The following is a 13,192-nucleotide window of genomic DNA, read 5'->3' on the forward strand; positions in this document are numbered from 1 at the left end:
CGGGTCACTCTCCTAGAGTAAAGCGGGCAACATTGTTGGCACCGGCGCGTTGCGCCAGGTTGACGGTATCGCCTTGATAGCGCAGCTCGACACCGGTGGCATTACCGATGGTCAGGCGGAAGGGCGGCGTACCCTCGACGCTGGCGGTGGTGCCGGGCGTTTGCAGGCCAACGAAGACGCGCTGGTTGTTGGCATCGAAGATCTCGGTCCAGGACTGCTCGTTGAAGGTCAGTTCCAGCAGATTGGGGTTGGCGACGGGTTCCGGCGCGGCATCTTCCGCGGGCGCTTCCGGCGCCTGTGCCTCGGCGACATCGGTCACCGGCTCGGCGCTGGCATCGGCCACGTCGCTGGCGGGTTCAGTGCTGGCATCGGCGTCAGTGCTGGCGTCTTCGTCCTCCATGCTGACCTGAGGCTCGTCGATCATGGGCGGGATCACCACGGGATCGGGCTCGACCATCGGCTCGGCGGGTGGCGGCGTCGCACTGTCGGCGGCATCCTCTTCCAACGTGGAAGACGTGCCCATGCTTGGGGGCTCGCTGCCGCCACGGCTTTGCCACCAGGCAACGGTGACGCCGATCAGGCCCACGATCACCAGCAGGGTGACCAGCTTGAATAACCAGGCGCCCACCTTTGATGGGGGGCGAGTGACGGCAACGGGCGCGATCTTTCGCTCGGTTTCGCTGCTGCCGTGGCGCGCTTGATAGGCATCCAGCACCAGCTTGTCATCCAGGCCCAGGTATTTTGCATAGGCACGCAGGTAGCCACGGCGATAAGCGGTGACAGGAATTTCTTCGTAGTTGTCCTTTTCCAGGCCTTCGACCACGGCGGTGCGCAGATTCAGCGCACGGGCAGCATCAACAATCGGCACGCCCAGCGCTTCACGTTGACGGGAGAGCAGTTCGCCAGCGGTGCTGGTGGAGGTAACGCTATCGTGTAACTGTGTCTCGCTCATGGCTGAGCATCCTTCAAAAAATAGGTGGTCAGGGCACTGATCAAGGGTTCAGCAGGCGTTGGTATTCGGCGGCCGCCGCGCTGTCGCCGCGGGCGAGGGCGATATCTATCGCCATTTCCAACGCTGCCGGGTCGGGGCCAGCCAACTGCAGGTAGCTTTGCAGCGGCTCCCAGGCCTGATCGTATCGTCCCTGCGAAACTTCCAGTTCGGCTAACATTAAATACCCGCGAGTGTTGCGCGGGTCGATACTCTGGGCGCGCTGCAAACGGTCGCGCGCCCTGTCGAATTCGTCAATCGCCAAATAGCACTGACCCAGGTTGGTGAATAGCTGGGCACGATTGGCATATTGGGCATCCTCAGAGGCGGCTTCCAACTGCTCGCAGGCCTCTGGGTAGCGCCCCTGCTGATACAAAAAGGCAGCATAGTTGTTGCGTGCCCGCGTAAACGAGGGCGAGGCGCTCAGCGCCTGCTGGAAATAGCGATTGGCGAGATCGCGCTCTCCCTGCTGCTGATAGACCAGCGCAATCGCCTGAAGTGCCTCTGGGTGGCGAGCATCCAGTTCCAGTGCTCGGTCCAGCGCGCTCAGGGCGCGGGGCAGGTTGTCCCGCTCCAGGTAGGCCACCCCCAATTGGGCATAGGCATCGGCGGCATCCGGGTTGCTCTCGTTGAACGTGGGCGTCGAGGTCGCACACCCCGCCAGCAGCAGGCTGCCAGCAAGGACGGACAGCATGGGCACTCTGAAAAAGGAGAAGCACCTGCGATGACCGATCATGTATGTCCTCTTGAACAGTGCGGCCTTGCTCGCACTGATGACGTTAATAAAAAAACGTGACCATCAAAGCGCTGTGTTGTGTGGAAGTCAAGACAGCGGCCTTAGTCTGCATCCAGTTGAACCGATTGAATATAGCGCGCACTGCGCTTGGTGCGGTCTTTTACGCGTCCGACCAGTTGGCCGCAGGCGGCATCGATGTCATCCCCTCGGGTGGTGCGGACGGTGGCGTTGTACTCCAGGTCATAAAGCCATTGCTGAAAACGCATGACCTGGTTGCGCGAGGGCTTTTCATAACCCGAATTGGGGAACGGGTTAAAAGGAATCAGGTTGATCTTGCAGGGCAGCTCCTTGAGAAGCGCCGCCAGCTGTTCGGCGTGTTCCTGCTGGTCATTCACACCTTTGATCAAGGTGTACTCGATGGTCACCTGACGGTTGTCCGGGCATTTGGCCAGGTAGCGGTGACAGGCATCCAGCAAGGCACGAATGTTGTACTTGCGGTTGATCGGGACGAGTTCGTTACGCAGCTCATCGGTGGAGGCGTGCAGCGAAATCGCCAGGCTGACGTCCATCTCATCGCCCAGTTTATCCATCATCGGCACCACGCCCGACGTGGAGAGGGTGACGCGGCGCTTGGAGAGGCCATAGCCGTTGTCGTCGAGCATCAGCTTCATGGCAGGCACGACGTTGTCGAAATTCAATAGCGGCTCGCCCATGCCCATCATGACCACGTTGGTCACCGGACGGTTGGCGGTATCCCGCCGAGGGCCAACGCTGCGTTGCGCTACCCAGACCTGACCAATGATTTCAGCGGCCGTGAGGTTGCGCTGGAAGCCCTGTTTGCCCGTGGAGCAGAAGCTGCAATCCAGCGAGCAGCCGACCTGTGACGACACGCACAGGGTGCGTCGCTTACCGTTCTCTGCCGGGATCAGCACCGTTTCGACATAGCTGCCATCTTCCACTTCGAGTACCCACTTGCGCGTGCCGTCGCTGGACGTGCCTTCATACACGACGCCCGGGCCGCGAATCTCGGCCACCTGAGCGAGCTTGTCGCGCAGCGGTTTGGACAGGTTGGTCATCACGGCAAAGTCATCGACGCCCTCCTGGTGGATCCACTTCATGACCTGGGTGGCACGGAATTTCTTCTCACCGATAGATGAAAAGAAAGCTTCCATTTGCTCACGAGAGAGCCCCAGCAGGTTCTGGCGTGCGGGCTCCGCCTGCGTGGCGTGGTCAGCGATGGATAGAGAAGACGGTGATGATGGAGCGACAGTGGTGGTCATGGCGGTCAGCGTTCAGAAAGAGGCGGGGGCCAGGCCCCCGCAAAAATGGCCGGCAACGAATGTTGAAACGGCAGCGCTGGTTTAGCGCGGGCAGATTTCGTCGTTACCGAAGAAGTAGCTAATTTCGCGTGCAGCGCTTTCGGCAGAGTCGGAACCATGGACAGCGTTGGCGTCGATTGTTTCCGCGAAGTCGGCGCGGATGGTGCCCGGAGCGGCTTCTTTCGGGTTGGTAGCACCCATCAGCTCACGGTTCTTGGCGATGGCGCCTTCACCTTCCAGCACTTGTACGACGACCGGGCCAGAGGTCATGAAACCGACCAGATCCTTGAAGAAGGGGCGCTCTTTGTGCTCGGCGTAGAAACCACCGGCTTTCTCTTCGGAGAGGTGCAGCATCTTGGCCGCGACCACTTGCAGGCCAGCCTTTTCGAAGCGTGCGATGATGTCGCCGATGGCATTCTTGGCTACGGCATCGGGCTTGATGATGGAAAGAGTACGTTCAGTCGCCATGCAGAGATCTCCTAGAAAGGGATAAAGCAGAAATTGCCGCCCCGGAAAGCCAGGGCGGCACAGGAAAATGTGTCCGGCCTTGTCTGGACGCTATGCCGCAGGCCGAGTGGCCGCGATTATAGCGTCTCACGCAGGGGATGAATACCGATGAGTGACGTCAAAGAGCGCTTAAACGGTAAAGCTTTCACCGCAGCCGCACTGATCCTTGACGTTGGGATTGTTGAAGCGGAAGAAGCGATTGAGCCCTTCGCTGACGTAGTCCACTTCGCTGCCGTCCAGCATCTCGACGGCATCGGTGGCCACGTAGACGCTGGCCCCGTGGGACTCGAAGTGCACGTCATCCGGCTGAGCCTCGTCGGCAAAATCGAGCACGTAGCTGTAGCCAGAGCAGCCGCTGGGTTTGACGGATACCCGAAGGCCAAGCCCCTTGCCGCGCTCTTCGAGGACGCGGTGGATCTGCTCGGCGGCGGCGGGGGAAATGTTAAGCGTTGCCATGGAGCACTCTCCTTGAAAAGTCGGTCGGTCAGCGGCCAGGCGCAGTGGCCTGGCGCGCCGAAGCACGCAGGCCGCTGACGGCGTGGTGCAGTAGTGTCAGTGCGTGGTCGATATCGGCTGGCTGGGTAAACCGTCCAAAGCTCAAGCGCAGTGAAGAGAGCGCCAGCCGACGGGGCGTTCCGATGCCCAGCAGGACGTAAGAGGGGTCGACGCTGGCCGAGTTGCAGGCAGAGCCTGTAGACACGGCAACGTCGCGCAGGGCCATCAGCAGCGCTTCACCATCGACACCCTCGAACGCGAGATTGAGAATATTGGGCACCCCGTGCTGCGGGGGCGAGTTGGGAATGACGCCCTCCAGCGTGCTCAGGCCATTCAGCAGTTGCTCGCGAAGGGCGGCAACATGCGCCTGGTCCTGAGCCTGCTGCTGCTGCATGACGGCAAAGGCTTCCCCCATGCCCGCAATCTGGTGGGTGGGCAGCGTGCCGGAACGCATGCCGCGCTCGTGCCCGCCGCCGTGAATCAGCGCTTCGACACGCATGTCCGGATGGCGCTTCACGTACAGAGCGCCCACCCCTTTGGGGCCATAGGCTTTATGGGCAGACAGCGACATCAAGTCGATGTGCTGTTCGACCACGTCCAGCGGGATGCGTCCTACCGCCTGAGCGGCATCGGTATGGAAGGCCGCGCCAAAGTCGTGGGCCACGGCTGCCAGCGCCGCGATGTCGTTGATGCTGCCCAGCTCGTTGTTCACTGCCATCAGCGACACCAGGGCGGTGTCATCCCGCATGGCCTCGCGCAGTTGTTCGGGGGTGATGCGCCCGTCCCGCTGGGGCTTGAGCCAGGTGACCTCGAAGCCTTCGCTTTCCAGTGCCTTGGCGGTATCCACCACGGCCTTGTGTTCGATGGACGAAGTGACCAGGTGCATGCCGCGCTGACGGTTGGCGCGCATGAAGCCGATCAGCGCCAGATTGTTGGCTTCGGTAGCACCGCTGGTCCACACGATCTCGCGAGGGTCGGCATGAATCAGGTCGGCCACCTGGCGCCGTGCCTGCTCCACCACCTGTTCTGCCTGCCAGCCCAGCATGTGGCTGCGCGATGCCGGGTTGGCAAACAGCTGGTCGACGGTCAGGTAGCGCGTCATCACCTCGGCCACGCGCTCATCTACCGGCGTAGTGGCGGCATAGTCGAGGTAAATGGGCAGTGAGGGCGTGGCTGTCATGAGTTTGAGTTCCAACGGGCAGTGAATGGCGTCAGGGGGAAGAGGCAAGAATCCCGGCGTCGGCGCGCTGCTTCTGTCGAGCGGCAATACGAATGACGTCCGGGCGCTGCATCAACTGCGCCAGCGTCACGTCATCCAGAAAGTGGCGTATTTGCCCCGAAAGTTCGCACCACAAGTGATGGGTCAGGCAGGTGTCGCCCTGCTGGCAGTCGGAAAGCCCCTGGCAGCGGGTGGCATCGACGGTTTCATTGACCGCATCGATGACCTGGGACACGCTGATCTCGGCGGCAGGCTTGGCCAGTAGATAGCCACCACCAGGGCCACGCACGCTGGTAACCAGCCCGCTGCGCCGCAGCCGCGCAAACAGCTGCTCCAGATACGAGAGCGAGATCTCCTGGCGCTGGGATATATCGCCAAGGCTGGTAGGGCCTTGAGGCGTATTGATCGCCAGGTCCAGCATGGCGGTAACGGCGTATCGGCCTTTGGTAGTCAAGCGCATAACAGGTACCTCGTCGCTGAACCTCAGCGCACTGGCGGCAAGTGTAGCGCCATTATGGAAATCCTGAGTGCTTTGGTCAACTATTGGGGCGCGTGTCGGAGGTTTCGGCAGCGCTGACCTTGTCACTGCGGTGTTTGCCTGACCCAGCGCAGCCCGATTCGCCTTCGTCGAGAATGTCGGCGAAGTCCTCATCCCTCAGTTCGGGCAGCTGGCCGTCACGGTAGCTGGCATCCAGCTTGCGCAGGGTAGAGCACATGCGTTCGATACGCTCGTCCACCGCGTGCATATGGTCCAGCATGGCCTGCATGGAGCGTGCTACCGGATCGGGCATGTCCTGGCTGACGCCGTAGGCATCGAAACCGAATTTCTGGCAGATGGCTTCGCGGCGAGCCGGGTCGATATCCAGCGCTTCCTCTACATCAGGCTCGGCGCGCTTGACGATCTTGCCAGGAATGCCGACCACCGTTGCGCCTGCGGGCACCTCTTTGGTCACCACGGCGTTGGAGCCAATCTTGGCACCGGCTCCAACCGTGAACGGGCCCAGAATTTTGGCACCTGCCCCGACGATCACGCCATCTTCCAACGTGGGGTGACGCTTGCCTTTATTCCAGCTGGTGCCGCCTAGCGTGACTCCTTGGTAGAGCGTCACGTTGTCGCCGACCTTGGCGGTCTCACCGATCACCACGCCCATGCCGTGATCGATGAAGAAGCGCCGACCAATGGTGGCGCCGGGGTGGATCTCGATACCGGTCATCCAGCGGGAGAAGGTCGATACCGTACGCGCCAGCCACTTGAAGTTCTTCTTCCATAACCAGTGGCCACAGCGGTGCAGCAGCAGAGCATGCAGCCCCGGGTAGTTGGTCAAGACCTCGAGAAAGTTGCGTGCCGCTGGGTCGCGGTCGAATACGCTGTTGATGTCTTCGCGCAGGCGTTGAAACATGGGAGTGTCCTTGGGCGTAAAAGCGGCAGCAGGGCAGGCTGTGCTGGGGTCGGCCCCCAAATGTGGGGGCACCACCGGATAACTTCAAGTTTAGGCCATCGGGCTGACCGTGGCGCGTATCAACGAGGTGTCGTGTGCTGTTGGGCTGCCTTCTCCGTGGCCGATAGGATACCGCGCAGGATGTTCATTTCCATTTTCTCGGGGCGAGCACGCAGGTACAGGCGGCGCAGGCGTGCCATCAGCTGGCGCGGCTGTGCGGGGTCATGAAACTCGATGGCGATCAGCGTGCGCTCCAGGTGCTCGAAGTACCGCTCCAGCTCTTCGTGGGACGCCAGCGCGGCCTCTTCGTCATCCTCTTGAGCGGGGGGCGCGTCGGCTTGCGTCAGCCAGGCCATGCGACACTCGTAGGCGAGTACCTGTACCGCTGCCGCCAGGTTCAGCGAGCTGAAATCCGCATTGGTGGGAATGTGTACGTGGGCATGGCAGCGCTGCAGCTCGGCATTGGTCAAGCCGCTGTCCTCGCGCCCAAACACCAGCGCGATGCGCGCATTGGCAGGGCGGCACTCGGCTGGCAGGCGTTCGGCCAGCTCTCGGGGAGAGATCATCGGCCAAGGCAGCGTACGTGAGCGGGCACTGGCACCCACGGCCAGGGTGCAGTCGGCCACGGCATCTTCCAGCGTGGCATGAATGGCCGCCTGATGGAGCAGATGGTCGGCCCCTGACGCCCGTGAGATGCTCTCCTGAGTGAGCACGTCGCAGCGGGGGGCGACGAGCGCCAGATCCGCCAGGCCCATGTTGTGCATGGCGCGTGCCACGCCGCCAATATTGCCAGGATGGCTGGTGCCAATAAGAACGATTCGAATGCGGTCAAGCATGATAAGCCCGGTTCACGACGTAAAAAGCGCAGTTTAGCACGAGTCGATGGCATGCCCGAGGGGCCTCTGGTAGAATTGCCCGCCATCAAGGTGTCCTGCGCCTGCCCCCGTTCTTTAACATCACTGTGACAAGGCCCGATCATGAATCCAATGGTCCAATTTACGCTGCGCGCTGCGCGTAGCGCGGTTGAACATTTTCTGCGTGTCCGTGAGCGTATCGAAAACGCCCACGAAGAATTCAATCTCGACCGCCTGCTGGAAGACACGGCCCGCAAGGCCGAAGCCACCATCGTTCAGCAACTGCAGCGCGGCTATCCGCAGCATGGCTTCTCCGGCCGCTACACCCCCCATCAGGCGGGTGAGGGTGAAGGCGAAGAGATCGTTTGGAAGATCGAACCCCTGCATGGCTATTCCAACCTGGCCGTGGCAGGCAAGGGCTTTGCACTCTCAGTGGTGTGTCTGATCAAAGGTCGCCCCGAACACGCGGTGGTGGTCTCTCCCTTTGGCGATGACGAATACATCGCCAGCCGTGGCCGTGGCGCCCAGCACAACGACAAACGCATGCGCGTGAGCAAGCCTACGGCCATTCCCGGCACCCGCATGGCCATGAGCCTGCCGGAAGCCTGGCTGCGCCCTAGCCATCTGCCTGCCTACCTGACCGTGACGCAGCAACTGGCCCCCCAGGTGGAAACCCTGGTCGCCACGGGCTCTGGCCTGCTGGACATTTGCGAACTGGCCGCTGGCCGCGTCGACAGCGTGTTCGTTCTGGGCCTGGAAGAGCAGGACATGCAGGTCGGTACGCTGCTGCTGAAAGAAGCCGGCGCGCTGATGGGCACGCCCAACGGTCAACCCACCGTCACCGCAGAAGGCCAACTGATGGCCGCTGGCCCGCGCCTCTATAAAGCACTGATCAAGCAGCTGGCGCCGCACTTTTAATCACTGGCGGCGCGGTCGCGCTGCGTGGTGAGTGGTGAGTGGTGAGTGGTGAGTGGTGAGTGGTGAGTGGTGAGTGGTGAGTGGTGAGTAGTGAGTAGTGAGTAGTGAGTAGTGAGTAGTGAGTAGTGAGTAGTCACTAAAATGGTAGTAAAAAGGCCCTGTCGGGTAATCCCGGCAGGGCCTTTTCGTTGGCTGCTTTTGCGTGCTTACGGCAGCTCTTCTTCCTCTTCATCGCTCTCTTTCTTGGTCGGGATCAGGTCTTCCCGAGAGAGCTTGAGCGGGATCAGCAGGGCGCCAGAGATATAGATGGAGGAGAAGGTGCCCACCACGATGCCAATCAATAGTGCGATGGCGAAGTTCTCGATCATGTCGCCGCCCAGCAGCAGCAAGGCCAGCAGCACCAGGATGGTGGTACCCGACGTTGCCAGCGTACGCGAGAGCGTGGCATTGATCGCTTCGTTGATGATTTGCGGCATGTTGTCGATCCGCGACGTGCGAATGGACTCGCGGATGCGGTCGTACACCACGATGGTATCGTTGAGGGAATAACCGATGACCGCGAGCAGTGCGGCCAGTACCGTCAGGTTGAAGTCGAGCTGGAACAGCGCGAAGACACCCACCACGATGACCACGTCGTGCATCAGCGCCAGCAGAGCGCCGACGGCGAACTTGTACTGAAAGCGCAAGGCCACGTAGACCATCACGACGCCGAGGGCCACCAGCATGCCCATGCCGCTCTGGTCGCGCAGTTGCTCACCTACCTGAGCACCCACGAACTCCGCGCGCACCAGGTTGACGTCAGCGCCTTCGGCGCGCAGCAGCCCGACGATCTCGCTGCCGATGTCGGGGTCAAAGGCCTGCTGAAGGCGAATCAGAATTTCGGTAGAAGCACCGAAGGTTTGTACGGACACATCCTGAAAGCCGCTGTTTTCCAGCAGTTGGCGGATGGCATCCAGTGACGGTGCGGCACCGTAACGTACTTCGACCAGGGTGCCGCCCGTGAAGTCCAGCCCCAGGTTGAGCTGCTGAAAAACGATGGCACCGATAGAGACGATTAGCATCACCGCCGAGACGATGAACGCAAGGTTGCGTCGTCCCATGAAGTCGATGCGTAGCTGCGATAGGGGTTTCATTACCACCTCTTCAATTCTGTGCGGAGCGCGTATGTCTGCTTCACGAGATCAGATCCAGAGCTTCTTGACGGGCTTGCTGCCATAGGTGAGGTTGACCATGGCTCGTGTGACCATCAAGGCCGTGAACATGGAGGTCAAGATACCGATGGAGAGCGTTACCGCGAAGCCTTTTACCGGGCCGGTGCCAATCGAGAACAGGATGATGGCGACCAGCAGGGTGGTGATGTTGGCATCCACGATCGAGGTGAAGGCACGCTCGTAACCCGCATGAATGGCTTGTTGAATCGACAGACCGTTGCGCAGCTCTTCGCGTATACGTTCGAAGATCAGTACGTTGGCATCTACCGCCATACCCAGGGTCAGCACGATACCGGCAATGCCCGGCAGGGTGAGGGTGGCCCCCAGCATCGACATCACGGCAATCAGCAGGGTCAGGTTGAGCGCCAGCGCCACGTTGGCAAATACGCCGAACACCTTGTAGCGCACCAGCATGAACATCACCACCAGCAACAGGCCAATCTGGACCGAGAGCAGGCCGCGTTCGATGTTGTCCTGACCCAGGCTCGGGCCAATGGTGCGTTCCTGCACGAAGTAGATGGGCGCAGCCAGAGAGCCTGAACGCAGCAGCAGGGCCAGTTCGGCAGCTTCGGTGGGCGAGTCGAGCCCGGTAATGCGGAAGCTGTTGCCCAGCGCGCTCTGGATGGTCGCCAGGCTGATCAAGCCGCGTTCCGTGTAGGGCTCGCGAATGATGGTCTGCTCGCCAGTCTCCGGGTCGGTCTCGACGCGGTCTTCGCTCTTGTGCTCGATGAACAGCACGGCCATGTTGCGTCCGATGTTGGTGCGCGTGGCGCGGTTCATCAGCGTACCGCCGGTGCCATCCAGGTTGATGTTGACCTGTGGGCGGCCATTTTCATCGAAGCTGTGGCTGGCGCTGGAAACGCTGTCACCGGTAATGATCACGTCCCGCATCAGGTCCGCAGAACGGCCGCTGTCGTTGCGGAAGTCGAAGCGCTCGGTTTCCATGTCGGGCGTGTCGTTACGTGCTTCCAGACGGAACTCCAGGTTGGCCGTGGCGCCGACGATGCGCTTGGCCGCCACTGTGTCCTGAATGCCGGGCAGTTCGACCACGATCTGGCTGGGGCCCTGGCGCTGTACCATCGGCTCGGCCACGCCCAGCTCGTTGACACGGTTACGCAGGGTGGTCAGGTTCTGGTTGACCGCATAGTCCTGAATTTCTCTGACCGTCGCGTCGCTCAGCGACATGACCAGGCTGGAAGCGCGGCCATCGCCCTGGTTGCTGTAATCGAAGTTGGGGAAGTCGCGGCTGATCACTCGACGCGCAGCGTCGCGATCTTCGCTGCTGGCAAAATCGATGGACAGCGAACGCTCGGCAATCTCCGTATTGCGGTAACGGATACGCTCGCTACGCAGCAGTTCACGGATGGCGCTGGCATTGACCTCCAGGCGCTGGCTCAGAGCCGCTTCCATGTCTACTTCCAGCAGGAAGTGAACGCCGCCGCGCAAGTCCAGACCCAGCGTCATGGGCGTGGCGGAGAAGGCCTGCAGCCAACCGGGCGTGGCTTCCGCCAGGTTCAAGGCAACGGTGGCGCCGCTACCCAGCACGTCAGCCGCGATATCCCGAGCATTCAGCTGGTCATCGTTGCTTTGCAAACGAATCAACCACTGCCCATCGACCTCTTCCACGGCCTTGATGGCAATGTCGTTGTCGTTCAGCGCTTGTTCGACGCGATTGATTTGCCGCTCATCGAGCATGTTGCCTTGGGCATCGCTCACCTGAATGGCGGGATCGGCGGGAAATAGATTGGGAAGTGAATAGATAAGGCCAACCACCAGGACGACCAGTATCAGCAGATACTTCCACAGGGGGTAACGGTTGAGCATGCAAGCCCTGCCTTCAATTACAAACGGAATCGCTGTGCACAGACAAGCTGTGCACAGCAACGTTCACCATCGACGCTACCATGTCACCCCTGCCGGGGTGGCTGGCACGGAGTCGGCAGGGGGAGGTGTGAGCGTTAGATGGACTTAATGGTGCCCTTGGGCAGTACGGCAGCCACGGCATTCTTCTGCACGTTGACTTCGGTACCTTCCGATACTTCCAGGGTCAGGAACTCATCGCTGACTTTGGTCACGCGGCCTACCAGACCACCACCGATGACCACTTCATCACCCTTGGCCAGGCTGGAGACCAGCTGACGGTGCTGCTTGGCACGTTTTGCCTGGGGGCGCCACAGCAGGAAGTAGAAAATCAGCACAAAGCCGACGAGCATGACGATTTGCGCAATGCCACCGCCAGCGGCGGCTTCCTGGGCATGGGCTGGTGAGATGAAGAAATCCAGCATTGCAGAGAACTCCTGAGTTAGAACAATGGGTGAACCGGTTGACGCCACTCAGCATGGCCGGTGGCGGTTAGTTATCAGGTTTCAGGTCCCGCAAGGGGAGGCACCGGCAAGCCGCGCCGTGCATAGAAGCCTTCCACAAAGGTCGTCAATGTACCCGCTTCGATTGCTGCGCGCAAATCAGTCATGACGCGCTGGTAGTAGCGCAAGTTATGGATGGTATTGAGCATCGAGCCGAGCATTTCGTTGCAGCGGTCCAGGTGGTGCAGGTAGCCACGGGAAAAATTCTGGCAGGTGTGGCAATCGCACTCTTCATCCAGCGGACGCGTGTCGAAGCGGTGCTTGGCATTGCGGATCTTGACGATGCCGTCCGAGGTGAACAGGTGCCCGTTACGCGCATTGCGGGTGGGCATGACGCAGTCGAACATGTCCACGCCGCGGCGTACCCCCTCGACCAGATCCTCGGGTTTGCCGACCCCCATCAGGTAACGCGGGGTGTCGTCGGGCATCCAGGTGGGCAGGTAGTCGAGGACCTTGATCATCTCTTCCTTGGGCTCACCCACCGACAGGCCGCCGATGGCCAGGCCGTCGAAGCCAATGTCCAGCAGCCCCTTGAGCGAGCGTTCGCGCAATTCAGGGTACATGCCGCCCTGAATGATGCCGAACAGCGCCGAAGGCGAATCACCGTGTGCCGTGCGTGAGCGCTTTGCCCAGCGCAGCGACAGCTCCATCGACTTCTCGGCTTCTTCGAAGGTGGCCGGGTAGGGGGTGCACTCATCGAAGATCATCACCACGTCAGAGCCCAGCGAGCGCTGCACGGCCATGGACTCTTCCGGCCCCATGAACACTTTGCTGCCGTCCACCGGCGAGCGGAAATGCACGCCTTGCTCGGTGATTTTGCGCATTTCGCCCAGCGAGAAGACCTGAAAGCCGCCTGAGTCGGTGAGGATCGGCTTGTCCCACTGGGCGAAATCGTGCAAGTCGCCGTGGGCTTCGATGACATCGGTGCCTGGGCGCAGCCAGAGGTGGAACGTGTTGCCCAGGATGATTTCCGCGCCGATCTCTTTCACCGACTCGGGCGTCATGCCCTTGACGGTGCCGTAGGTACCCACCGGCATGAAGGCTGGCGTTTCTACCGTGCCCCGTGGGAAGTGAAGGCGGCCCCGGCGCGCACGGCCGTCTTCCGCAAGGCGCTCAAAGCGCATAAAGCATTCGTTTCGCATC

General features: G+C 61.1%; 14 protein-coding genes. 1 reads left to right on the plus strand and 13 read right to left on the minus strand.

Annotated elements, in window-relative coordinates:
* Positions 1–4: 4 nt before the first annotated feature.
* From RVM27_RS12360 to trmJ, 9 genes are all read right to left on the minus strand, one after another.
* Positions 5–952, minus strand: coding sequence for a RodZ domain-containing protein (locus RVM27_RS12360; protein WP_039180325.1), 948 nt, complete (start codon positions 950–952; stop codon positions 5–7).
* Positions 953–992: 40 nt separating this feature from the next.
* On the minus strand, positions 993–1,724 hold the full coding sequence (gene pilW / locus RVM27_RS12365) for a type IV pilus biogenesis/stability protein PilW (protein WP_144982379.1): 732 nt from the start codon (positions 1,722–1,724) through the stop codon (positions 993–995).
* Positions 1,725–1,825: 101 nt separating this feature from the next.
* Positions 1,826–3,004 carry a dual-specificity RNA methyltransferase RlmN gene (gene rlmN, locus RVM27_RS12370; RefSeq protein ID WP_039180320.1) on the minus strand — a complete coding sequence of 393 codons (1,179 nt, stop codon included), beginning with the start codon at positions 3,002–3,004 and terminating at the stop codon, positions 1,826–1,828.
* Positions 3,005–3,085: 81 nt separating this feature from the next.
* Positions 3,086–3,511, minus strand: coding sequence for a nucleoside-diphosphate kinase (ndk, locus tag RVM27_RS12375; RefSeq protein ID WP_039180317.1), 426 nt, complete (start codon positions 3,509–3,511; stop codon positions 3,086–3,088).
* A gap of 168 nt (positions 3,512–3,679) precedes the next feature.
* The gene (locus RVM27_RS12380; protein WP_016914918.1) at positions 3,680–4,006 is read right to left on the minus strand and encodes a HesB/IscA family protein; all 327 of its coding nucleotides are present in this window, start codon (positions 4,004–4,006) and stop codon (positions 3,680–3,682) included.
* 28 nt (positions 4,007–4,034) lie between these two features.
* A complete protein-coding gene (locus RVM27_RS12385; RefSeq protein WP_287808446.1) occupies positions 4,035–5,225 on the minus strand; it encodes an aminotransferase class V-fold PLP-dependent enzyme in 1,191 nt (396 codons plus the stop codon).
* A gap of 31 nt (positions 5,226–5,256) precedes the next feature.
* The gene (iscR, locus tag RVM27_RS12390; protein WP_039180312.1) at positions 5,257–5,724 is read right to left on the minus strand and encodes a Fe-S cluster assembly transcriptional regulator IscR; all 468 of its coding nucleotides are present in this window, start codon (positions 5,722–5,724) and stop codon (positions 5,257–5,259) included.
* A 76-nt stretch (positions 5,725–5,800) separates the two neighbouring features.
* Positions 5,801–6,664: a serine O-acetyltransferase gene (gene cysE / locus RVM27_RS12395; RefSeq protein ID WP_498938850.1), complete on the minus strand. Its 864-nt coding sequence runs from the start codon at positions 6,662–6,664 to the stop codon at positions 5,801–5,803.
* A gap of 119 nt (positions 6,665–6,783) precedes the next feature.
* The gene (trmJ, locus tag RVM27_RS12400; protein ID WP_144982376.1) at positions 6,784–7,539 is read right to left on the minus strand and encodes a tRNA (cytosine(32)/uridine(32)-2'-O)-methyltransferase TrmJ; all 756 of its coding nucleotides are present in this window, start codon (positions 7,537–7,539) and stop codon (positions 6,784–6,786) included.
* Positions 7,540–7,680: 141 nt separating this feature from the next.
* Between trmJ and RVM27_RS12405 the strand changes: the two genes are divergently transcribed.
* The gene (locus tag RVM27_RS12405) at positions 7,681–8,475 is read left to right on the plus strand and encodes an inositol monophosphatase family protein (RefSeq protein ID WP_039180303.1); all 795 of its coding nucleotides are present in this window, start codon (positions 7,681–7,683) and stop codon (positions 8,473–8,475) included.
* Between the two features lie 206 nt (positions 8,476–8,681).
* Here the strand turns inward: RVM27_RS12405 and secF are convergent, their stop codons facing one another.
* The 4 genes from secF to tgt all read right to left on the minus strand — a co-directional run bounded on the left by secF (position 8,682) and on the right by tgt (position 13,173).
* Positions 8,682–9,608 carry a protein translocase subunit SecF gene (gene secF, locus RVM27_RS12410; RefSeq protein WP_287808444.1) on the minus strand — a complete coding sequence of 309 codons (927 nt, stop codon included), beginning with the start codon at positions 9,606–9,608 and terminating at the stop codon, positions 8,682–8,684.
* Positions 9,609–9,656: 48 nt separating this feature from the next.
* Positions 9,657–11,510 (minus strand): protein translocase subunit SecD, encoded by a 1,854-nt coding sequence (gene secD / locus RVM27_RS12415; RefSeq protein ID WP_287808443.1) that lies wholly within the window; start codon positions 11,508–11,510, stop codon positions 9,657–9,659.
* A 134-nt stretch (positions 11,511–11,644) separates the two neighbouring features.
* On the minus strand, positions 11,645–11,971 hold the full coding sequence (gene yajC / locus RVM27_RS12420) for a preprotein translocase subunit YajC (protein ID WP_016914910.1): 327 nt from the start codon (positions 11,969–11,971) through the stop codon (positions 11,645–11,647).
* Between the two features lie 74 nt (positions 11,972–12,045).
* Positions 12,046–13,173 (minus strand): tRNA guanosine(34) transglycosylase Tgt, encoded by a 1,128-nt coding sequence (gene tgt, locus RVM27_RS12425; RefSeq protein ID WP_498956726.1) that lies wholly within the window; start codon positions 13,171–13,173, stop codon positions 12,046–12,048.
* Positions 13,174–13,192: the final 19 nt, after the last annotated feature.

Origin of the sequence: Halomonas sp. KM007, assembly GCF_050709225.1 — a bacterium.
Taxonomy (GTDB): Bacteria; Pseudomonadota; Gammaproteobacteria; order Pseudomonadales; family Halomonadaceae; genus Vreelandella; species Vreelandella hamiltonii.

Coding starts and splice junctions, on each gene's coding strand:
- RVM27_RS12360 (WP_039180325.1), bottom strand. CDS start 952: ATGAGCGAGACACAGTTACACGATAGCGTTACCTCCACCAGCACCGCT.
- pilW (WP_144982379.1), bottom strand. CDS start 1,724: ATGATCGGTCATCGCAGGTGCTTCTCCTTTTTCAGAGTGCCCATGCTG.
- rlmN (WP_039180320.1), bottom strand. CDS start 3,004: ATGACCACCACTGTCGCTCCATCATCACCGTCTTCTCTATCCATCGCT.
- ndk (WP_039180317.1), bottom strand. CDS start 3,511: ATGGCGACTGAACGTACTCTTTCCATCATCAAGCCCGATGCCGTAGCC.
- RVM27_RS12380 (WP_016914918.1), bottom strand. CDS start 4,006: ATGGCAACGCTTAACATTTCCCCCGCCGCCGCCGAGCAGATCCACCGC.
- RVM27_RS12385 (WP_287808446.1), bottom strand. CDS start 5,225: ATGACAGCCACGCCCTCACTGCCCATTTACCTCGACTATGCCGCCACT.
- iscR (WP_039180312.1), bottom strand. CDS start 5,724: ATGCGCTTGACTACCAAAGGCCGATACGCCGTTACCGCCATGCTGGAC.
- cysE (WP_498938850.1), bottom strand. CDS start 6,664: ATGTTTCAACGCCTGCGCGAAGACATCAACAGCGTATTCGACCGCGAC.
- trmJ (WP_144982376.1), bottom strand. CDS start 7,539: ATGCTTGACCGCATTCGAATCGTTCTTATTGGCACCAGCCATCCTGGC.
- RVM27_RS12405 (WP_039180303.1), top strand. CDS start 7,681: ATGAATCCAATGGTCCAATTTACGCTGCGCGCTGCGCGTAGCGCGGTT.
- secF (WP_287808444.1), bottom strand. CDS start 9,608: ATGAAACCCCTATCGCAGCTACGCATCGACTTCATGGGACGACGCAAC.
- secD (WP_287808443.1), bottom strand. CDS start 11,510: ATGCTCAACCGTTACCCCCTGTGGAAGTATCTGCTGATACTGGTCGTC.
- yajC (WP_016914910.1), bottom strand. CDS start 11,971: ATGCTGGATTTCTTCATCTCACCAGCCCATGCCCAGGAAGCCGCCGCT.
- tgt (WP_498956726.1), bottom strand. CDS start 13,173: ATGCGCTTTGAGCGCCTTGCGGAAGACGGCCGTGCGCGCCGGGGCCGC.